The organism is Streptomyces sp. SID14436 (assembly GCF_010548465.1).
In the GTDB taxonomy this organism is placed as follows: Bacteria; Actinomycetota; Actinomycetes; order Streptomycetales; family Streptomycetaceae; genus Streptomyces.
In genome coordinates, this window is the sequence record NZ_JAAGMD010000139.1 from 1 (window position 1) to 19,944 (window position 19,944).

Here is a 19,944-nt window from a genome sequence, read left to right on the forward strand (position 1 = left end):
GGCCGCGCCCCCGGGCGCCTCGTCGACAACCGCGCCTGGACGACCCACGCCGACTGGCGCACCGGCACCGCGCGCGGCACCCGGGCCGTCGCCGGTCCCCGGCCCGCCCTGGTGATCGCCCGCCCGGCGGGCACCACCGAGTACACCGACCCCCACACCGGCCGCACCGCCCCGTGGGAGTACGCGACCTGGACCTCTCCCCTGCACCGGCTCCCCGTCCCCGCGACCGAGGTGATCGCCTCCTGGAACGCCCGGACCCCGGAGGGCACCTGGCTCCAGATCGAACTGCGCGGCACCTACGACGACGGCACGCACACCCCCTGGTACGTCATGGGCCGCTGGGCGTCCGGCGACCGGGACATCCGGCGGACCTCGCTGGACGGCCAGGGCGACGGCCGCAGCACCGTGTGGACCGACACCCTCGCCGTCGACGACCCGGCCTCGGGCACGCGCCTGGTGGCTCACCGGCTGCGGCTCACCCTCCACCGCCGCCCCGGCACCCGGCTCACGCCCGCCGTGTGGCGGCTCGGCGCGATGGGCTCCGACATCCCCGACCGTTTCACCGTCCCGGCCTCCCCGCCCCGCGTGGCCCGGGAGCTGGCCGTCCCGCGCTACTCGCAGGAGATCCACAAGGGCCGCTACCCGGAGTACGACAACGGCGGCGAGGCGTGGTGCAGCCCCACGTCCTCACAGATGATCATCGAGTACTGGGGCGGCCGGCTCACCGAGGAGGACCTGGCCTGGGTCGACCCCTCGTACGACGACCCGCAGGTCTGCCACGCGGCCCGGCACACCTACGACCACGCCTACGCCGGCTGCGGCAACTGGCCCTTCAACGCCGCCTACGCGGCCGGCTTCGACGGCATCCGGGGCGTGGTCACCCGGCTCGGCTCCCTGGCCGACCTGGAGACCCTGATCGCCGCCGGCATCCCGGTGATCACCTCCCAGTCGTTCCTGGAGGAGGAGCTGACCGGCGCCGGGTACGGCACCGCCGGGCACCTGATGACCGTGATCGGCTTCACCGCCGACGGCGACGTGATCGCCAACGACCCGGCCTCGCCGAGCAACGAGGCCGTGCGGCGCGTCTACCGGCGGCGCGAGTGGGAGAACATCTGGCTGCGGACCAAGCGGTACAACGCCTCCGGCAAGGTCGTCTCCGGCACCGGCGGGATCTGCTACCTCTACTTCCCGGCCCGCCCCGGAGCGCGGCAGCGCAGGGCGCTGGCGGCGGTGGGCGTGCGCTGAGGCGCGCGGGCGGCTGCGCCCCGGACGCGCGGGCGGCTGTACCCCGGAATGCGGGATCCAGCCGCCCGTGTGACCAAGGTCTCGGCCGCAGAGGCCGCTTCCGGTGGCAAAGTGGACAACTCCGTACGGGGGAACCGCCGCACCACCGAGACCAGCGAGATGCCATGACCGCCACCGCAGCCACCGTCACCGCCACCCGCGCCCGCACCGGAGGTCCCCAGGAGGACGGCCCGAAGATCCTCGAGCACGTGATGGGCTGGACCCTCGTCGTGGTCCTGGCGATGCTGGTGACCCGGCTCGGACTCCTCTGACCCGGCCGCGGGGCGACCTGCCATACTGCGGGGGTCCCGCCCCCCGCAGAAGACCAGGGTCGCCTTGAGTGTCAGTCAGCAACCGGCCGCACGCCCGCGCGTACGCCGTACCGAACGCTCCCTGACGCGTCGGGCCGAGCTCATCGCGATCGGGCGGCGGCTGTTCGCCGACACCTCCTACGACGCGCTCTCCATGGACGACATCGCGCGCCAGGCGCACGTCGCCAAGGGGCTGATCTACTACTACTTCCATTCCAAGCGGGGCTACTACCTGGCGATCATCGAGGACTCGGTCGCCGACCTCGTCACCTTCGCGGGGAGCGGGACCGACCGGCCGCCGGTGGACCGGGTGCACCGCACCATCGACGGCTACCTGCGCTACGCCGAGCACAACCAGGCCGCCTACCGCACGATCGTCAGCGGCGGCGTCGGTTTCGACACCGAGGTGCAGGCCGTCCGCGACGGGGTGCGCGAGGCGATCGTGGCCACCATCGCCGAGGGCGCCTACGGCCGGGGCGACACGATCTCCCCGGTGGCCCGGATGGGGCTGCTCTCCTGGGTGTGCAGCGTCGAGGGTGCCACCCTGGCCTGGATCGAGCGGCCCGAGCTGCCGCGTGAGGTCATGACGGAGCTGCTGGTGAAGACGCTCGGCGGCGCCCTGCGGGCCATCGAGGAGCTGGACCCCGCCCACCCGGCCCCGGAGCCCGCCCGCCGGGACACCTGAGCCGGGCCCGCCCGCACGGCCACCGGTGCCCCGGCGGGGCGGAGGTCCCCCTGGGAACCCCCGCCCCGTGTCCCGCGCGCGTCCGGCTAGCGGATGGCCCGGATCAGCTCACCGTCGGCGGTGTCGCCGCTCAGCTCCCAGAAGAACGTCCCGGCCAGGCCCTCCCGGTCCTTGTAGTCCATCTTGTCCGCGATGGTGGCCGGGGTGTCGTAACTCCACCACTCGTCACCGCACTTGGCGTAGGCGGTGCCGCCGACGGTGCCGGTGGCGGGGCACTCGGTCCGGAGCACCTTGTAGTCGTCGATGCCCGGCTCGTACGTGCCCGGGGCGGGCCCGGTCGCCGTACCGCCCGGCGCCGACTGGCCGACCCCGGTCCAGCCGCGCCCGTAGAAGCCGATGCCGAGCAGCAGCTTCGACGACGGGATGCCGAGGCCCTTGAGCCCGGCGATCGTGGCGGCGCTGTGGAAGTCCGCCTCGGGGATGCCGTCGTACGAGGTGAGCGGCGAGTGCGGGGCGGTGGGGCCGGTGGCGTCCCAGGCGCCGAAGTAGTCGTACGTCATCGGGTTGTACCAGTCGACGTACTGGGCGGCACCCGCGTAGTCGGCGGCGTCGATCTTGCCGCCGGGTGTGGCGTCGGCGGGGATCGCCGCGGTGACCAGGCTGTCGGAGCCGAACGTGGTGCGCAGCGCCGCCATCAGCTCACGGAACGCGTCCGGGCCGCTGGTGTCACAGGTGGCGCCGCAGGCGTTGGGGTACTCCCAGTCGATGTCGATGCCGTCGAAGACGTCGGCCCACCGGGGGTCCTCGACCAGGTCGTGGCAGGACCGTGCGAAGGCGGCCGGGTCCTTCGCGGCCTCGCCGAACCCGCCGGACCAGGTCCAGCCGCCGAAGGACCACAGGACCTTGAGGTCCGGGTGCTTCTTCTTCAGCTCGCGCAGCTCGTTGAAGGTGCCGCGCAGCGGCTGGTCCCAGGTGTCGGCGACGCCGTCGACGGACTCGTCGGCGGTGTAGGCGCGCTCGGTGGCCGCGTAGGAGTCGCCGATGGCGCACCCGCCGCCGGTGACGTTGCCGAAGGCGTAGTTGATGTGGGTGAGCTTCTCCGCCGAGCCGGAGGTGTCGATGTCCTTGACGAGGTACGAGCGGTCGTAGGTGCCCCATTCGGTGAAGTAGCCGATGACCTTCGAACCGGCGGCGGCCTCCTGAGCCGAGGTCGCGGCGGTCGCGGCCGGGGTGCCCGCGCCGGCGAGCAGTCCGGCGCCGAGTACGGCGGCACAGGCGGTGGACAACAGCGCCCGCAGGGTGCGGGGGCGGTGGGGGGATGGCATCCGGTGTCTCCTCGTGGGGGAGGGGAGCCCGGGTCGTTTGGCATGAACGCGGTGACCCGGTGGGAACCGAAACACTAGGAGGACTAGACCACTTCGGTCAATGGTGCGGACCAATCCGGGCGCCCGGCGGTTTCCCGAAGTAAGCGGTCGTTAACTGGTGACGGGATGCCGCGCATCGGGCATACTCACAGCGCAAGCCGCTGATCAGCAGCTTCCGAGACCCGGCAGCGCGAGCAGCGGGAAGGCACCGGAATGACCCGGCGGAGCCGCCCCCAACCCAAGGCGCACATCCGCCGATGTGCCCGACAGGGAGGAGAGCGTCGCCATGCCCGACCACGCCCCGCAGCCGGTGGACCGGCAACTGCCCACCGACGAGGCCCGGGACCTCATCGCGCTCGTCCGGGACATCGCCCAGCGCGAGATCGCCCCGCGGGCGGCCGAGGAGGAGGACGCCGGGCGCTTCCCGCGCGAGCTGTTCACCCTCCTGTCCGAGTCCGGACTGCTCGGCCTTCCCTACGACGCGGAGCACGGCGGCGGCGACCAGCCGTACGAGGTCTACCTCCAGGTCCTGGAGGAGCTCGCCGCGGCCCGCCTGACCGTCGGCCTGGGCGTCAGCGTGCACACCCTCGCCTCCTACGCGCTCGCCGCCTACGGATCCAAGGAGCAGCAGACCGAACACCTGCCCGCGATGCTCGGCGGCGGCCTGCTGGGCGCCTACTGCCTCTCCGAGCCCGCCTCCGGCTCCGACGCGGCCTCCCTGCGCACCCGGGCCGTCCGCGACGGCGACGACTGGGTGATCAGCGGCACCAAGGCGTGGATCACCCACGGCGGCATCGCCGACTTCTACACGGTCATGGCCCGCACCGGCGAGGACGGCCCGCGCGGCATCTCCGCCTTCCTGGTGCCCGGTGACGCCGAGGGGCTGAGCGGCGCGGCACCCGAGAAGAAGATGGGCATGAAGGGCTCGCCCACCGCCCAGGTCCACCTCGACGGCGTACGCGTCGGCGACGACCGGCGCATCGGCGAGGAGGGCCAGGGCTTCGCCATCGCCCTCTCCGCGCTGGACGGCGGCCGGCTCGGCATCGCGGCCTGCGCCGTCGGCCTGGCCCAGGCGGCGCTCGACGAGGCCCTGCGGTACGCCGCGGAGCGCCGGCAGTTCGGCAAGCCGATCGCCGACTTCCAGGGGCTGCGGTTCATGCTCGCCGACATGGCCACCCAGATCGAGGCGGGCCGCGCCCTGTACCTCGCGGCGGCCCGGCTGCGCGACGCCGGACGGCCCTTCGCGAAGCAGGCGGCCATGGCGAAGCTGCACTGCACCGACACGGCGATGCGGGTCACCACCGACGCCGTGCAGATCCTCGGCGGCTACGGCTACACCGCGGACTTCCCGGCCGAGCGCTACATGCGCGAGGCCAAGGTGCTCCAGATCGTCGAGGGCACGAACCAGATCCAGCGCATGGTCATCGCCCGCCATCTCGCGGGTCCGGAGTCCCGCTGAACTGACCGAGCCCCCGGAAGGGCGCCGCGAGCCGGGCCCACTCGGGATCGTGGCGCCCCGGCAGGGTGCGCCCGCGGTCGGCCCAGGTCCGCAGCAGATCGCGGTAGATCGGCGGATCGGGCAGCCGGGGCGGGGCCGGGGCGGGCGGCGGGACGAAGAGACGGCGCTGACGCCCGGTCGTCGAGTACGTGGGGGTCGTCATACCCGGGCAACGCGGGAGCGACCGGGCACGTCACCCGGCGACGGAATAGGCCGTGCGTTCGCCCCCGCCCCGCACCGGGCGCGGCGCCCGGGGCGACGGCCGGCGGACGGGGGTCAAGTGCCGTGGCCCGGCACCCCGTTGCGGGACGCGCGGGGACACCGGACGCCGCGCGGAGACCTCTCCGGGGTGTGTCCCCGTGTCCGCGCGTTCACGCTTACGGGTGAGGGCGGGGACGGGCCGCCGCCCTCGGCCGAAGCGGCGGTCAGGCGGCGCGGCGGCGCATGTCGGGCACCCGGATCGGGCGCGAGCCCGGCCCGCCGACGTGCGAGAACGGCTGCGTCCGCCAGTCGAGCCCCTGGGGCAGCGTCAACAGCAGCGCGGTGTCCTGCTCCTGCGGGGTGACGGACTCGTCCGCGGGGCGCGCGTCGGAGGCCCGGCGGCCGGTCCCGGCACAGACCGTGAGCCCGAACGGGTTCCACGGCGAGGCGCACAGCGCGTGCTCCGGAAGGACCTCCTCGTCCGCCAGCAGCGCGATCGGCTGGGCGCAGTCCGGGCAGATCACCCGGTACATCTCGAAGGTGTCGTAGGTGTCGAACTCCTCGTCCAGGGCGTCCTGTTCGACACCTTCCGGAAAGAGCTCGACCACCGGCTGCCGGCGCTTGGACGCGGTACGGCGCTTCAGACTCTGCATTGGGTTCTCCCCCTCGGGCTGGGCCGTGACGGCATTGCGGCCTCGACCACAGCAAGCACTTCCCGTCCCCCCTGGGGGGTAATCACGAGAACATCACGGAGACTGTTCGAAGCGTGTGGTGTTCGTCACATGCCGCTCGCAGGTGCCCCGTGCGCGGGTCTTTGTCCCCCCGCACGGGACCCGCCGCGCGCCCCGCGCCGCACGGACGAGGCATGACCTGGACCGTTCAGGTATCCGCGGCGATCACCCGCCCTGTAGGTTCTCCGCCATGGAGGAGCTGGACCGACAGATCGTGCAGCTGCTCGTCAAAGACGGGCGGATGAGCTACACAGACCTGGGCAAGGCCACGGGCCTGTCCACCTCGGCCGTGCACCAGCGGGTGCGCCGGCTGGAACAGCGCGGCGTGGTGCGCGGCTACGCCGCGGTGGTGGACCCGGAGGCCGTCGGCCTGCCGATCACCGCCTTCATCTCGGTCAAACCCTTCGACCCCAGTGCCCCCGACGACATCGCCGACCGCCTCTCCGAGGTCCCCGAGATCGAGGCGTGCCACAGCGTCGCGGGCGACGAGAACTACATCCTCAAGGTGCGCGTGTCCACACCGCACGAGCTGGAGGAGCTGCTGGCCCGCGTCCGCACGCTGGCCGGCGTCTCGACCCGCACGACGGTCGTCCTCTCCACGCCCTACGAAGCGCGCCCCCCGCGCATCTGACCGCCGGGCCTCCCCGCGCGCGGGTCGCGCGGCCACGCCGGTCTTCCTGATCCTGTACGGCCTGTCCGTGCTCGGCGTCATGACCGCCCTGGTGCTGCGCGCCTCGCCGCGCCCGGTCAAGCGCAAGATCGCCGACCGGGCGTCCGGCCTGGTCGCCGGCCTGGACCAGCGAAGCGGCCGGGACCGGCTGGAGGAGAGCCGCTCCCGGACCCCGGGGAACCGGACCTGGCTGCGGGCCCGGAGGTCCGGGGAGCGAGACTGTGAGGCATGAGTGAACGCACCGTCCCGAGCCGCACCGTCCTGCTCCGCCGCGGAGAGGTCCACAGTCCCGCCGACCCGTTCGCCACCGCGATGGTCGTCGAGCGCGGCCAGGTGGCGTGGGTCGGCTCCGAGGGAGCGGCCGACGCCTTCGCCGACGGCGTCGACGAGGTGATCGACCTCGACGGCGCGCTGGTCACCCCGGCGTTCACCGACGCGCACGTCCACACCACGGCCACCGGCCTCGCGCTCACCGGCCTCGACCTGTCCGACGCCCCGTCCCTGGAGGCCGCACTCGCCCGCGTCCGGGACTTCGCCGCGGCCCGCCCCCACGACCGGGTCCTGCTCGGCCACGGCTGGGACGCCGCGCGCTGGCCCGGCGGCCGTCCCCCCGCCCGCGCCGAACTCGACGCGGCCACCGGCGGGCGCCCCCTCTACCTGAGCCGCATCGACGTGCACTCGGCGGTCGTCACCACCGCCCTGCTCGACCTCGTCCCCGGCCTCGTCACCCGCGACGACGCCCCGCTCACCGGGGACGCCCACCACGCGGTGCGGGCCACCGCCCTGGGTGCCGTCACCCCCGCCCAGCGCACCGAGGCCCAGCGCGCCGCCCTCGCCCACGCCGCCTCGCTCGGCATCGGCACCGTCCACGAGTGCGGCGGCCCCGAGATCTCCACCGAGGACGACTTCACCGGCCTGCTCCGGCTCGCCGCCGAGGACGACGTGCCGCGCGTCGTCGGCTACTGGGCCGAGCAGAACGTGGCCCGCGCGCGGGAGCTCGGGGCCGTCGGCGCCGCCGGTGACCTGTTCGCCGACGGCGCCCTCGGCTCGCACACCGCCTGCCTGCACGAGCCCTACGCCGACGCCGCCCACACCGGCACCGCCCACCTGGACGCCGAGGCCGTCGCCGCCCATGTCGTCGCCTGCACGGAGGCGGGCCTCCAGGCCGGCTTCCACGCCATCGGCGACGCCGCCATCGGCGCCGTGACCGAGGGCGTGCGGGCCGCCGCCGACAAGCTGGGCCTCGCCCGGATCCGGGCCGCCCGGCACCGCGTCGAGCACGCCGAGATGCTCACCCCCGACACCGTCGCCGCGTTCGCCGAACTCGGGCTGACCGCGTCCGTCCAGCCGGCCTTCGACGCCCTGTGGGGCGGCGAGGACGGCATGTACGCCCGGCGGCTGGGCGCCGAGCGGGCCCGCACCCTGAACCCCTTCGCGGCCCTGCTGCGCGCCGGTGTCCCCCTCGCCTTCGGCTCCGACAGCCCGGTGACGCCCCTCGACCCGTGGGGCACCGTCCGGGCCGCCGCGTTCCACCGCACCCCGGAGCACCGTGTCTCGGTGCGCGCCGCGTTCACCGCCCACACCCGCGGCGGCTGGCGGGCGGTCGGGCGCGACGACGCGGGCGTGCTGGTGCCCGGCGCCCCCGCCGACTACGCGGTGTGGCGCACCGGCGAACTCGTCGTCCAGGCCCCCGACGACCGGGTGGCCCGCTGGTCCACGGATCCCCGCTCCGGCACCCCGGGGCTGCCCGACCTCACGCCGGGCCGTGACCTGCCCGTGTGCCTGCGCACCGTGGTCGGCGGGCACACCGTCCACGTACGGCCGGGCGAGTGATCCGCACGGCCGGTACGGTGACGATCATGCCCGCCGGCCCGGTCGCCCGACCTGCACATCCTCCGCCCTGACCAGGCCGTTTGCGGCAGAGGCGCAGGTCGGACGGCTGTTGACAGGCAGCCGTCGGCGACCGGTAGGTTCGGCCGGGTCCACCACCGGACGCCCGACCGCGGAACTTCCGGCCACTCGTGGCGGCGCCGCTGGGTCAGGGACGGTGTCCTGCACCGGAACACCGTCACTGGGAGCCAGGCACAGCGCCCGCGCAGCCCGGGGGGAACGTTCCGGCCGGTCGGGGAGGTGCGACCCCGGATGGGGCCGGGCGCTCAGTAGACAACGGCCCAGGTCGATCCGCAGCCGGCGGGTCCCGGGCCGGCCCGAAGGGCGCCGGGCCCCCATCCGCTGCACGCCGTCACGCCCCCTCGCACCGCGCTCGGCGGGCCCTTCCCCGCACACGGCCGACGGGGGCGCCTACCCGGTCATCGGAAAGTGACACCACCTTGCGCACGTCCCGTCACGTCGGCGCAGGCCGTGGCCACTATGGTGGGACCCTGCGCACAGGAGATGAAGGGGCAGCAGTGAACGACGGCGACGGGATCCTCGCGGCAGGAGCCCAGGGGAGGACTTTCGGCCCGCTCGGCACGCCCTTGGTGATCATCCCGACCTACAACGAGGCGGAGAACATCAAGGCGATCGTGCGACGGGTGCGCGAGGCCGTTCCCGAGGCGCACGTCCTGGTGGCCGACGACAACAGCCCCGACGGCACCGGCAAGCTGGCCGACGAGCTGGCGGCGGAGGACGACCTGGTCCAGGTGCTGCACCGCACCGGCAAGGAGGGCCTGGGCGCCGCCTACCTGGCGGGCTTCCGCTGGGGCATGGAACACGGCTACGGCGTCCTGATCGAGATGGACGCCGACGGCTCCCACCAGCCCGAGGAACTGCCCCGCCTGCTCACCGCCCTCAAGGGCGCCGACCTGGTGCTCGGCTCCCGCTGGGTGCCCGGCGGCCGGGTGGTCAACTGGCCCAGGTCCCGCGAGATCATCTCGCGCGGGGGCAGCCTGTACTCCCGCGTTGCGCTCGACCTGCCCCTGCGGGACATCACCGGCGGCTTCCGCGCCTTCCGCACCGAGACCCTCAAGGGCCTCGGTCTCGACGACGTCGCCTCCCAGGGCTACTGCTTCCAGGTCGACCTGGCGCGCCGCGCGGTGAAGGCCGGCTACCACGTCGTCGAGGTGCCCATCACCTTCGTCGAGCGCGAACTCGGCGACTCCAAGATGAGCCGGGACATCCTCGTCGAGGCGCTGTGGCGGGTCACCGCCTGGGGCGTGGGCGAGCGGGTCGGCAAGGTGCTCGGACGGACCGGCCCCAGGGCGGCGGACGGCGGGCCGGACACCGCGGCGGAGACCGGGCAGGGGGTCCTCGCGCCCGCGGACGCCCGGTCCGGCGAGAGCAGCCCCGGCCAGGAGCACGGCGGCGGGCGGCGGGACGCGACGCCGCAGGACACCTGATCAGCCCCTTATCCCGCACTGAGCCGGGTCCAGGCACACTGGGAGCATGACGACTGGCGCTCAGACCCCGCATCCCGCCCGGCCCCGGCGCTCCCGGCTGCGCACCGTGCTGCCGCTGGCCGTCGCCGCATGGCTCGTGCTGGAGATCTGGCTGCTGACCCTGCTCGCCGGGGCGACGAACGGCCTCGTGGTGCTGCTGGTGCTGGTCGCCGGTCTGGTGCTCGGCTCCGCGGTCATCAAGCGGGCCGGCCGCCGGGCCTTCAAGAACCTCGGCGAGACGCTGCAACAGCAGCAGGGCGGATCCGTCGCCGGGCCCCGGCCGAACAGCGAGGGCAACGGGCTGATGATGCTGGGCGGCCTGCTGCTGATCCTGCCCGGCCTGATCTCGGACGCGCTGGGCCTGCTGCTGCTCGTGCCCCCGGTCCAGCGGGCCGTCAGCCGCACCGCCGAGCGCGCGGTGGAGCGCAAGCTGCGCGAGGTCGCGGACGGGTCCCTGGGGGACGCCTTCCAGCAGGCGCGCATGCACCGGCCGGACGGCAAGGTGGTGCAGGGCGAGGTGATCCGTGACGAGCCCGGGACCGGCCCGGGCGGCTCACCGCAGGAGCCGCGTCCTCCGCTCACCCGCTGATCGGCGCGGGGGACCCGTAGGCCGCTGATCCGCGCCGGGGGTCCGTCGGCCGCCGGGTCCGGACAGGCCCACCCCCGGCTCAACCGGCCCGGGCGGACACACGAAGGACCGCGGGCGCCCCACCCGGAGGTGGGGCGCCCGCGGTCCTGTGCTCACGTGCGGGGTGCGGGTCGTCCGAGCCGCGCTGGGATCAGGCCGACTTGCGGCTGTCCCGCGGATGAACCGCGATGTTCATCGCACCGGAACGCAGTACGGCCAGACGCTCCTCGAGGACCTCTTCGAGTTCCTCGCGGGTGCGCCGTTCCATCAGCATGTCCCAGTGCGTACGCGCAGGCTTGGCCTTCTTCTCCTCGGGGCCGTCGCCGTCCACCAGGAGTGCCTGGGCACCGCAGACCTTGCACTCCCACTCCGGCGGGATCTCCGCCTCGACCGAGAAGGGCATCTCGAAGCGGTGCCCCTTCTCGCATGCGTACTCCACGGCCTGGCGCGGGGCCAGGTCGATGCCGCGGTCCGTCTCGTAGCTGGTCACCACGAGGCGCGTGCCGCGAAGAGCTCGCTCACTCATGAATCGTGCCTCCCGGGCTTGTCGCCCACAGGACAGGTGTCGCTGTCGTCGTCATCCGGTCAACGTCCGGGCGGCGGTAAAGATTCCCCGTCCCGAGATCCGATCCGGGTCATGCGTCGCCGTCGTAGCCGCAGCCTTGTCAACCAGTGCAGTACCCCCCGACGTCCGCTTTGTCACCTCTGTTGTGAGATGTGACTCAGCGTTTGGGTATCTTTGACGCGCAGTAACGGTACGCCTGGCAGGCCAAACGCGTACACTACAGCCCTTTCGCTCCCGGCGCTAAATCCGCTCCGGGACGGGGTTGCCCGCGTCGGCGATCGCCCGCCGCACCGGCACGCGCGCGAGCAGCACGAACCCCAGGACGAAGAAGCCCACCAGCGACAGGATCGCGTCGCGATAGCTGCCGGTCACCTGATAGGTCAGGCCGAACAGCAGCGGCCCGAGCCAGCTCATCCCGCGGTCGCTCAGCTCGTACGCGGAGAAGTACTCGGCCTCCTTGCCCGGCGGGACCATGTGGGAGAACAGCGACCGGGACAGCGCCTGGCTGCCGCCCAGGACCAGCCCGATGCCCGCGGCCAGCACGAAGAACCACACGGGCGCGTTGGCGGGCAGGAAGTACCCGGCGGCCAGCGTCAGCGTCCAGGCGACGAGGGAACCGAGGACGGTGCGCTTGGCCCCGTAGGTGCGGGCCAGCCGGCCCAGCGCGAGCGCGCCCGCCACGGCCAGCACCTGGACCAGCAGGACCGCCACGATGAGCGTCGACTGCCCGAGCCCCAGCTCCTTCGAGCCGTAGAGGGACGCCTGGGAGATCACCGTCTGGATGCCGTCGTTGTAGACCAGATAGGCGAGCAGGAAGGCCAGGGTGAGCGGGTGGCGGCGCATGTCGCGGAGCGTCGCCGCGAGCTGCCGGAACCCGGACACGGCGCCGCCCGCCTCCCGCGCGGGGGCCCGCCGGTCACGGAGCCGGCGCAGCGGCACCAGGGTGAAGGCGCCCCACCACAGCCCGGCCGACGCCAGGCAGATGCGCACCGCCATGCCCTCCGACACCCCGAAGGAGTCGTGCGCGGTGTAGAGGACCAGGTTGGCCACGAGCACCAGGGCCCCCGCCGCGTAGCCGAACGCCCAGCCCCGCGAGGACACGGCGTCGCGCTCCTCGGGGGTGGCGATCTGCGGCAGGTAGGCGTTGTAGAGCATCATCGCCACGGACTGCGCCGCGTTCGCCACCACCAGCAGCAGCCCGCCGAGCAGATAGCGTTCGCCGGCCAGGAAGAACATCCCCGCGGTGGCCGCGGCGCCGGTGTACGCGGCGGCCGCCAGCAGCGGCTTCTTGCGTCCCGTCCGGTCGGCGGCGGCGCCCACCAGCGGCATCAGCACGACCGCCAGGATCACCGACAGGGACACCGCGTAGGCGAAGAAGGAGCCCGCGCGCACCGGGATCCCCAGCGGGTGCACGAACCCCTCCGCGTCCGCGGCGGCCTCGGCGACCGACGTCAGATAGGGGCCGAGGAACACCGTGACCACGGTGGTGGAGTAGACCGAGCACGCCCAGTCGTAGACGTACCAGCCGTGCTGTTCGCGCCGCCGGCCGGCCGCCTCGTCCGGTGCCGGTGATCGCACGGTGTCGGTGCCCACCCGTCCCCCCTCGCTTCCCCGTGAACGCGCCAGGGCCGGGGGAGGGGACCTCAGACCCAGAGTCCGCGGTCCTCCAAGACCTTGCGCAGTGTGTCGATGTGATCGGTCATGATGCCATCCACTCCGAGGTCCAGGAGCCGGTGCATCCGCTCGGGTTCGTTGACCGTCCACACGTGCACCTGGAGCCCGCGGGCATGGGCGGCCCGGACGAAGCGGTGATCGACCACCGGGACCCCCGACTGCGACTGGGGCACCTGGGCCGCCACCGCCGTCGGGCGCAGGGCCGCGGGCAGCCCCCAGGACCGCAGCCGCAGCCCCAGCACGCCCCGGGTGCCGTACGAGGTGGCCAGGCGCGGACCCGCCAGCCGCTGCGCCCGCACCACGCGGGCCTCCGAGAACGAGCCGAGGCAGACCCGGTCCCAGGCGTCCGTGCGCTCGACCAGCTCCAGGAAGGGCAGCAGGGCCGGTTCGGCCTTGACGTCGACGTTCCAGCGCACCCCGGGGAAGGTCTCCAGCAGCTCCTCGAACAGCGGCACCGGCTCGGCTCCCCCCACCCGTGCCTGCGCCACGTCCCGCCAGGGCAGGTCGGCGATCCGCCCGGCGCCGTCCGTGACCCGGTCCAGGGTCGCGTCGTGGAAGGCGACCAGCCGCCCGTCGCGGGTGGCGTGGACGTCGGTCTCCAGGTACCGGTAGCCCGTCTCGACGGCGCGCCGAAACTGCCGCACGGTGTTCTCCAGGCCGTCGGCCGCGCCGCCCCGGTGGGCGAAGGCGAGGGGGCCGGGATGGTCGAGGTAGGGGTGGCGTATCCGCGGGGTCACGGTCGCAGTATCGCGCGCCCGGGCGGGCCCTCCGCAACGACCCTGCCGCCGCCGTCCGGCCCGGGCACGGCGAACACCCGCAGGAAGAGCTGGGCGAGCGGGCCGATGGTGAGCGCGTACAGCAGGGTGCCGGCGCCCACGGTGCCGCCGAGCAGGAACCCGGTGACCACCACCGTGACCTCCAGCGCGGTGCGCACCACCCGGATCGACACCCCGGTGCGCTGGTGCAGCCCGGTCATCAGCCCGTCGCGCGGGCCCGGCCCGAAGCGGGCAGCGATGTACAGGCCCGTCGCCGCGCCGTTGAGCACGATGCCCGCCACCAGCAGGGGCACCCGCACGGCCAGAGCGTGCGCGTCCGGCACCAGGGCCAGGGTCGCGTCCATCGCCATGCCGATCACCAGCACGTTGGAGACGGTGCCCAGGCCGGGGCGCTGGCGCAGCGGGATCCACAGCAGCAGCACGACCGCGCCCACGATGGTCAGCACCACGCCGATCGACAGCCCGGTCAGCCCGGCCAGGCCCTGGTGCAGCACGTTCCACGGTTCCAGTCCCAGGCCCGACCGGACGAGCAGCGCGGAACTGGCGCCGTACAGCGCCAGGCCGGCGTACAGCTGGAACAGCCGCCGCGCGAGATGCCCGGACCGGGGTGAGTGGCTGGCCAAGGAGTGCCCCCTGTGTGGTGGAAGTGGACCGACGCATGACACCCTGTGGCGGGGATGGACTCATCATCCATGGCCAATCCGCGGAAGGTGGACTGATTTCCATGGCGCAGTGGACCTCGGCAGTGGGTGCCGCGCAACTGTCCCGGCTGCTCCAGTCCCAGCAGGACCGCCCGGCCGGCCCCGGGACCCGGCGCCCTCCCGCCTACCGCGCGCTGGCCGACGGCATCCGGCTGCTGGTCCTGGAGGGCCGCGTCCCGGTCGCCGCCCGGCTGCCCGCCGAGCGGGAACTGGCCCTTTCCCTGTCCGTCAGCCGCACGACCGTGGCCGCCGCCTACGAGGCGCTGCGGAGTGAGGGCTTCCTGGAGTCCCGGCGCGGAGCCGGCAGCTGGACCGCGGTGCCGGCCGGCAACCCGGTGCCGGCGCGCGGGCTCGAACCGCTGCCGCCCGAGGCCCTCGGCGCCATGATCGACCTCGGCTGCGCCGCGCTGCCCGCGCCCGAGCCCTGGCTGACCCGTGCCGTCCAGGGGGCCCTGGAGGAACTCCCGCCGTACGCGCACACCCACGGCGACTACCCGGCCGGACTGCCCGCTCTGCGCTCGATGATCGCCGACCGGTACACCGCGCGGGGCATCCCCACGATGCCCGAGCAGATCATGGTCACCACCGGTGCCATGGGCGCCATCGACGCCATCTGCCACCTCTTCGGCGGCCGCGGCGAGCGCATCGCCGTCGAGTCGCCGTCCTACGCCAACATCCTGCAGCTGATGCGGGAGGCCGGGGCCCGGCTCGTCCCGGTCGCGATGGCCCCGGGCCTGGACGGCTGGGACATGGACCGCTGGCGCCAGGTGCTGCGCGAGGCCGCGCCCCGGATCGCCTACGTCGTCGCCGACTTCCACAACCCGACCGGTGCGCTCGCCGACGAGGACCAGCGCCGCGCCCTGGTGGACGCGGCCCGCTCGGCGGGGACCGTGCTGGTCTCCGACGAGACCATGACCGAGTTGTGGCTCGACCCCGAGGTGCGGATGCCGCGCCCGGTGTGCGCCTTCGACCCGGCCGGCTCCACCGTGGTCACGGTCGGCTCCGCCAGCAAGGCCTTCTGGGCCGGCATGCGCATCGGCTGGGTGCGGGCGGCGCCCGACGTGATCCGCAGCCTGGTCGCCGCCCGCGCGTACGCCGACATGGGCACGCCGGTGCTGGAGCAGCTGGCCGTGAACTGGCTGTTCACGACCGGCGGCTGGGAGCAGGCCGTCGAGTTGCGCAGGGCGCAGGCCCGCGACCACCGCGATGCCCTGGTCGCGGCGGTGCGGCGGGAGCTGCCCGGCTGGGAGTTCGAGGTGCCGCACGGCGGGCTCACCCTGTGGGTGCGCACCGCCGGTCTCTCCGGCTCGCGGATCGCCGAGGCGGGGGAGCGGGTCGGTGTCCGGGTGCCGTCCGGGCCGCGCTTCGGGGTGGACGGGGCGTTCGAGGGGTATGTGCGCCTGCCGTTCACCGTGAGCGGTGCGGTGGCGGACGAGGCGGCGGCCCGGCTGGCCGCGGCGGTCCGCAGGGTGGAGAGCGGCGGCACGAACGGCACGGAGGCGCCGCGCTCGTTCGTGGCGTAGCGAACGGGCACGGCGCCCCGGACCGGAGGTCAGCCGGCTTCGGTGGCCCCGGCCTCCGCGGCCACCGCTTCCGCCGGCACCTTCTCCGGGGACGCGGCGGCCTCCCCGTCGGGCTCCGCCGCCCGCTCCGCCGGCCCGGGGGCCGCGGGCGGGACGGGGCCGGGCGGCTTCTCCATGGAGATCTTCAGGTCCTCGCCCACGGCGCTCGGCCCCGGTCCCGGCGCTTCGTGGTCCGCCGGGCCGGTGCCGGGCCGCTCCTGGGCACCGGCGGGCTCCGACCGCGGCGGCAGCAGGTCCAGCACCGCCTGCCGGTGGGTCTCGCCGATGGTGTCGTCGTACGGGTTGGGCGTGGCCGGGACCTGCAGCCGGAGCACCGGACCCGTGCCCAGGCGGGCGTAGCCGCGGCCCGGCGGGACCTCGTCGACCGTGCTGGTGGGCGGGGGCGCGCCGAGCGCGGCCGTCAGCTGCTCCGCCGTCGCGGGGCCGAGGACGACGCGCGCGCGGGTGTGCTGACGCACCGCGTCGCTCAGGTGGTGCAGGCAGTCGAGCTGTTCGGCGACCACCACGGTGACGTTCGCCGGGCGGCCGTGCCGCAGCGGCACCTGGAGCAGGGACTGCGGGTCATCGTGGCCGTCGGCCGCGGCCAGGTGCGTGAACGCGCTGGGGCGGTCGAGCAGCAGCCACAGGGGCCGCCGGGTGTCCTCGGGCGGCGGGTCGCCCGCCTGGTGGGCCCGGTTGGCGGCGATCAGCCGGCGCTCGGTCTCGCGCGTCGCCCACTCCAGCGAGGTCCGGGCCCCGGCCGGGCCGCACTCGACGGCCAGCACGCCGTCCCGTCCGGCCAGGCAGGCGTACTCGCCGGTGCCGCCGCCGTCGATGATCATCACGTCGCCGTGCCGGAGGGCCTGCAGGGCGATGGAGCGCAGCAGGGTGGACGTGCCGCTGCCCGGCTGGCCGGCCGCGAGCAGGTGCGGCTCGGTCGAGCGGATGCCGGTCCGCCACACGACGGGGGGCACGTCGCGCTGTTCGGCGCCGTGGGTGAGCGGCAGCGTGCGCCGGACCCGGCTGGGGTCGGTGAAGCCCAGCACCGTCTCGCCCGGTGCGGTGACGAAGCGCTGGGCGGCCACGTCGGCGGGCAGCGGGTCGAGGACGCGCACCGTGAGCCGGTTGCCCTCCTCGTCCCAGTCGAAGTGGTACTCCCGGCAGCGCCCCGACTTGGCGGCGAGCAGGTGCTCGATCCGGGCCCGCGCCTCCGGCTCGCCGTCGGCGAAGTAGGCGGGGTAGGCGATCACCAGGTGGGAGATCCGGCCGGTGCCGTCGAACTCGTACTCGGGGAAGGCGTTCCCCCAGGGGCCGCCGTGGACGTACAGCGGTTCCGGGTCGTCGGCGGCACCGAAGCAGGGCACGAGGGCCTCGTAGAGGGACTTCAGCCGCTGGACCTGCGACTCGTCGGGACCCTCGGGAACGCGTGGGGTGCGGTCCCGGCCCTGCCAGGCCGCCGCCGCCATCAGGGTGATGCCCGCGAGGAGCGGGCCGTACGGCAGCAGCGCCACGACCAGGATCACGGACGCGACCAGGAACAGCAGCGCGCCGCGCTTGTCCTTGGGGGTGTCGGCCCATCTGCGCCGCCCGGCCGAGGCCAGCCGGCGCAGACCGCGCGTGATCGTGATCAGCGGGTGGAGGACGTCGGTGGCGCTGTCGGCCGCCGTCCGGGCCAGCTCCCGGCTCCGGGCGAGCTGCGCGCTGCCGTTGCTCAGAATGCGGGGGAGGGGGCGCCGGGCCACTGCTGTCTCCAGGGGGTGCGTACGGGCGGGCGGGGCGTGGGGCGGGTCAGAACTTGATGCCGCCGAGCAGGCTGGCGAGGCTCTCGCCGCCCGCCTTGATGCTCGGTGCGATGGCCGTACTGGCCAGGTAGAAGCCGAACAGCATGGCGACGATGGCGTGCAGCGGCTTCAGGCCGTCCTTGCGGCAGAAGATGAACAGGACGATGCCGAGCAGCACGACGCCGGAGATCGAGAGGATCATGTGAGTTCTCCTGGTTTGCGGGGACAGTCACCATGAGTACTTCCAGGCTCACAGGATGTATCTATACGATTAAAGGTGCAAGTGGGTGATTTGTGGTGGAATTCGCCCATCGGGCCCAGTGTCCGGGGAGCGCCCGCCGCTGGCCGGGTACGCGCGGACGGGCCCTCGGTGATCTTTACCTCGGGCACCGCGGCCCATGTGCCGCGCGAGCCGATACCCTGGCGATTCACCCGTACGACCGCACCGCTCGCAGCCGTACGCCCTGTCCCCCTGTACGACGTGATCCGCAGTGAGAGGCGGTCCGGCGATGACTGAACCCCCCGACCCCGAGGTCGTGGAACTGGCGACCAGGATCTTCCAGATGGCCCGGAGCGGCCGGACCGAGGAACTCGCGGCCTACGTGGACGCGGGCGTGCCGGCCAACCTCACCAACGACCGGGGCGACTCGCTCGTCATGCTCGCCGCCTACCACGGCCACGCCGAGGCGGTGCGCGCGCTGCTGGAACGCGGTGCCGACGCCGACCGCGTCAACGACCGGGGCCAGACCCCCCTCGCCGGGGCGGTCTTCAAGGGGGAGACCGAGGTCATCCAGGCGCTCCTCAAGGGCGGCGCCGATCCGACCCTCGGCACCCCCTCGGCCGTCGACACGGCCCGCATGTTCGAACGGACGGAACTGCTGGAGCTGTTCGGCGCGCGCTGACCGGCGCGCCGCACGGGGCACACGAGGACAACGGGGGAGGCGGTACGGGGCCGCCGGAATTTCGGTCGCGGCAGATGTGACCGCCGGGTCATCATGACGACGTGATTCACGGACGCGATGGCCGGGCAGGTGTTGCCGCACCGCGCGGGCCGTGACGCGGCCCGTATGGGCCACCGACGAGAGGCAGAGGAACATGGTCTACAGCAAGCAGGAAACGGCGGGCGCCCCGACGTGTTGTCACGCGGCCAGGTAATGCACGTCCCCGGTTGCGTCGACGCTTGATGTGAGGCTGTTTCCCATGTTCGATCCGGACATAGCGCCCAGCGGCACGCTGCTCGGCCTGCTCCAGCGAGGTCGCGGCGACGGCACGCTCCACGCGCTCACCGCGCCGCGCCCGGAGGCGCTCGCGGCCCTCAACCACTGTGTGCTCAACGACCCCCGCCACGACTGGCAGGTCGAGAACCGCTCCCTCTACTACGCCCGCCTCCACCTCGATCTGCACGGCGACCTGGACGCGATCGAGGCCCACCTCTTCGACCCCGAGGACCTCCTGGACACCGAGGAGTCCCGCACCGGGCTCGCCCTGGCCGTCCTCGGCCACCTAGCCTCCTACGGCAGGGGCGACGCCCTCCCCCTGTTGCGCAGGTACGCCGCTCACGGCTCCAACTGGGCCTGGGCCCTGGACGAACTCGCCCTGCGCGACGACGACGCGGGGCTGCGCTCCCTCGCGCAGCCGGTGCTCGACCGGTTCCCCACCGACCCCGAGGGCGAGGCGGAACTCGCCGCCACCGTCCGCGACGCCTTCGAGCCCCGGCCCTGGCGCCTGTGGGCCGACGATCCCCGCCCCGCCGTGTCCGCCCGGGTGCGCGCCGCCCAGGAGACGGGGTGCTTCGACCGCTGGCAGCGCCAGATGCGCCCCACCGGGCCCCGCCCCGGCTGGAGCGTGGAAGCGGTGCTCGACTGGGCCCAGCAGGGCCTGGAGCGCGGCGCCGCCCTCCACGTGCCCGCCGCCCGCTGCCTGGCGGCCGTGGCGGGTCCCGACGACCGGGCCGAGATCGTCCGGGCCGCCCGGGACGGCGCCGACGGAGCCCGCTGCACCGCCCTGCGGTATCTCGCCGACCACCACGATCCCGACGCCCTCCCCCTGATCGAGGACGCCGTCGCCACCGGCTCCGCGGCCGTCGCCGACGCCGCGGTCGACGCCTTCGAACGCATGCGCAGCCTCGCCGCCGTC

The 19,944-nt window shown here is 73.9% G+C and carries 19 protein-coding genes and 1 pseudogene; 12 read left to right on the plus strand and 8 right to left on the minus strand.

The window, feature by feature from the left end; all coding sequences use genetic code 11:
* The 3 genes from G3I53_RS05160 to G3I53_RS05170 all read left to right on the plus strand — a co-directional run.
* A partial coding sequence (locus tag G3I53_RS05160) for a peptidase C39 family protein (protein WP_164438059.1) occupies window positions 1-1,245 on the plus strand: 1,245 nt, incomplete at its 5' end.
* A 164-nt stretch (window positions 1,246-1,409) separates the two neighbouring features.
* Window positions 1,410-1,556, plus strand: a complete 147-nt coding sequence (locus G3I53_RS05165; protein WP_164333228.1) for an SCO1431 family membrane protein — start codon at window positions 1,410-1,412, stop codon at window positions 1,554-1,556.
* A gap of 64 nt (window positions 1,557-1,620) precedes the next feature.
* Entirely contained in the window at window positions 1,621-2,280 is a 660-nt protein-coding gene (locus G3I53_RS05170) for a TetR/AcrR family transcriptional regulator (RefSeq protein ID WP_164333229.1), read from the plus strand.
* An 86-nt stretch (window positions 2,281-2,366) separates the two neighbouring features.
* Here the strand turns inward: G3I53_RS05170 and G3I53_RS05175 are convergent, their stop codons facing one another.
* Window positions 2,367-3,605: a glycoside hydrolase family 18 protein gene (locus G3I53_RS05175; protein ID WP_164438060.1), complete on the minus strand. Its 1,239-nt coding sequence runs from the start codon at window positions 3,603-3,605 to the stop codon at window positions 2,367-2,369.
* Window positions 3,606-3,930: 325 nt separating this feature from the next.
* On the opposite strand from G3I53_RS05175, the gene G3I53_RS05180 reads away from it, so the two are divergent.
* On the plus strand, window positions 3,931-5,103 hold the full coding sequence (locus G3I53_RS05180) for an acyl-CoA dehydrogenase family protein (RefSeq protein WP_164338178.1): 1,173 nt from the start codon (window positions 3,931-3,933) through the stop codon (window positions 5,101-5,103).
* Window positions 5,104-5,567: 464 nt separating this feature from the next.
* Here G3I53_RS05180 and G3I53_RS05190 read toward each other — a convergent pair whose 3' ends face one another.
* Window positions 5,568-5,996: a hypothetical protein gene (locus tag G3I53_RS05190; protein WP_164338176.1), complete on the minus strand. Its 429-nt coding sequence runs from the start codon at window positions 5,994-5,996 to the stop codon at window positions 5,568-5,570.
* A 268-nt stretch (window positions 5,997-6,264) separates the two neighbouring features.
* On the opposite strand from G3I53_RS05190, the gene G3I53_RS05195 reads away from it, so the two are divergent.
* The 5 genes and pseudogenes from G3I53_RS05195 to fxsA all read left to right on the plus strand — a co-directional run bounded on the left by G3I53_RS05195 (window position 6,265) and on the right by fxsA (window position 10,710).
* On the plus strand, window positions 6,265-6,705 hold the full coding sequence (locus G3I53_RS05195; protein WP_164338175.1) for an Lrp/AsnC family transcriptional regulator: 441 nt from the start codon (window positions 6,265-6,267) through the stop codon (window positions 6,703-6,705).
* Between the two features lie 19 nt (window positions 6,706-6,724).
* Window positions 6,725-6,913: pseudogene (locus G3I53_RS05200) on the plus strand (cytochrome b/b6 domain-containing protein); the annotation flags it as partial.
* 59 nt (window positions 6,914-6,972) lie between these two features.
* Window positions 6,973-8,577, plus strand: a complete 1,605-nt coding sequence (locus G3I53_RS05205) for an amidohydrolase (protein WP_164438061.1) — start codon at window positions 6,973-6,975, stop codon at window positions 8,575-8,577.
* Between the two features lie 575 nt (window positions 8,578-9,152).
* On the plus strand, window positions 9,153-10,082 hold the full coding sequence (locus tag G3I53_RS05210; protein WP_343239700.1) for a polyprenol monophosphomannose synthase: 930 nt from the start codon (window positions 9,153-9,155) through the stop codon (window positions 10,080-10,082).
* Window positions 10,083-10,128: 46 nt separating this feature from the next.
* The gene (fxsA, locus tag G3I53_RS05215; protein WP_164337380.1) at window positions 10,129-10,710 is read left to right on the plus strand and encodes an FxsA family membrane protein; all 582 of its coding nucleotides are present in this window, start codon (window positions 10,129-10,131) and stop codon (window positions 10,708-10,710) included.
* Window positions 10,711-10,900: 190 nt separating this feature from the next.
* Here fxsA and G3I53_RS05220 read toward each other — a convergent pair whose 3' ends face one another.
* From G3I53_RS05220 to G3I53_RS05235, 4 genes are all read right to left on the minus strand, one after another.
* Window positions 10,901-11,275: an RNA polymerase-binding protein RbpA gene (locus G3I53_RS05220; protein ID WP_003977404.1), complete on the minus strand. Its 375-nt coding sequence runs from the start codon at window positions 11,273-11,275 to the stop codon at window positions 10,901-10,903.
* 279 nt (window positions 11,276-11,554) lie between these two features.
* Window positions 11,555-12,907, minus strand: coding sequence for an MFS transporter (locus tag G3I53_RS05225; RefSeq protein WP_164337379.1), 1,353 nt, complete (start codon window positions 12,905-12,907; stop codon window positions 11,555-11,557).
* A 50-nt stretch (window positions 12,908-12,957) separates the two neighbouring features.
* Entirely contained in the window at window positions 12,958-13,725 is a 768-nt protein-coding gene (locus G3I53_RS05230) for a glycerophosphodiester phosphodiesterase (protein ID WP_164337378.1), read from the minus strand.
* Window positions 13,722-14,387: a hypothetical protein gene (locus G3I53_RS05235; protein WP_164337377.1), complete on the minus strand. Its 666-nt coding sequence runs from the start codon at window positions 14,385-14,387 to the stop codon at window positions 13,722-13,724. Before G3I53_RS05235 ends, G3I53_RS05230 begins: the two co-directional genes overlap by 4 nt.
* A gap of 101 nt (window positions 14,388-14,488) precedes the next feature.
* Here G3I53_RS05235 and G3I53_RS05240 point away from each other — a divergent pair, with 101 nt between their 5' ends.
* Complete coding sequence (locus G3I53_RS05240; RefSeq protein WP_164438062.1) at window positions 14,489-15,988, plus strand: PLP-dependent aminotransferase family protein; 1,500 nt, start codon at window positions 14,489-14,491, stop codon at window positions 15,986-15,988.
* A 29-nt stretch (window positions 15,989-16,017) separates the two neighbouring features.
* On the opposite strand, the gene G3I53_RS05245 is transcribed toward G3I53_RS05240, so the two are convergent.
* Together G3I53_RS05245 and G3I53_RS05250 are read right to left on the minus strand one after the other, a co-directional pair.
* Entirely contained in the window at window positions 16,018-17,769 is a 1,752-nt protein-coding gene (locus tag G3I53_RS05245) for a hypothetical protein (protein ID WP_164438063.1), read from the minus strand.
* 46 nt (window positions 17,770-17,815) lie between these two features.
* The gene (locus G3I53_RS05250) at window positions 17,816-18,010 is read right to left on the minus strand and encodes a hypothetical protein (RefSeq protein ID WP_164332459.1); all 195 of its coding nucleotides are present in this window, start codon (window positions 18,008-18,010) and stop codon (window positions 17,816-17,818) included.
* Window positions 18,011-18,317: 307 nt separating this feature from the next.
* Here G3I53_RS05250 and G3I53_RS05255 point away from each other — a divergent pair, with 307 nt between their 5' ends.
* Window positions 18,318-18,710 (plus strand): ankyrin repeat domain-containing protein, encoded by a 393-nt coding sequence (locus G3I53_RS05255; protein WP_164332458.1) that lies wholly within the window; start codon window positions 18,318-18,320, stop codon window positions 18,708-18,710.
* Between the two features lie 298 nt (window positions 18,711-19,008).
* Window positions 19,009-19,944, plus strand: a 936-nt coding sequence (locus tag G3I53_RS05260; protein WP_164438064.1) for a HEAT repeat domain-containing protein, incomplete at its 3' end; no start/stop codon positions are given.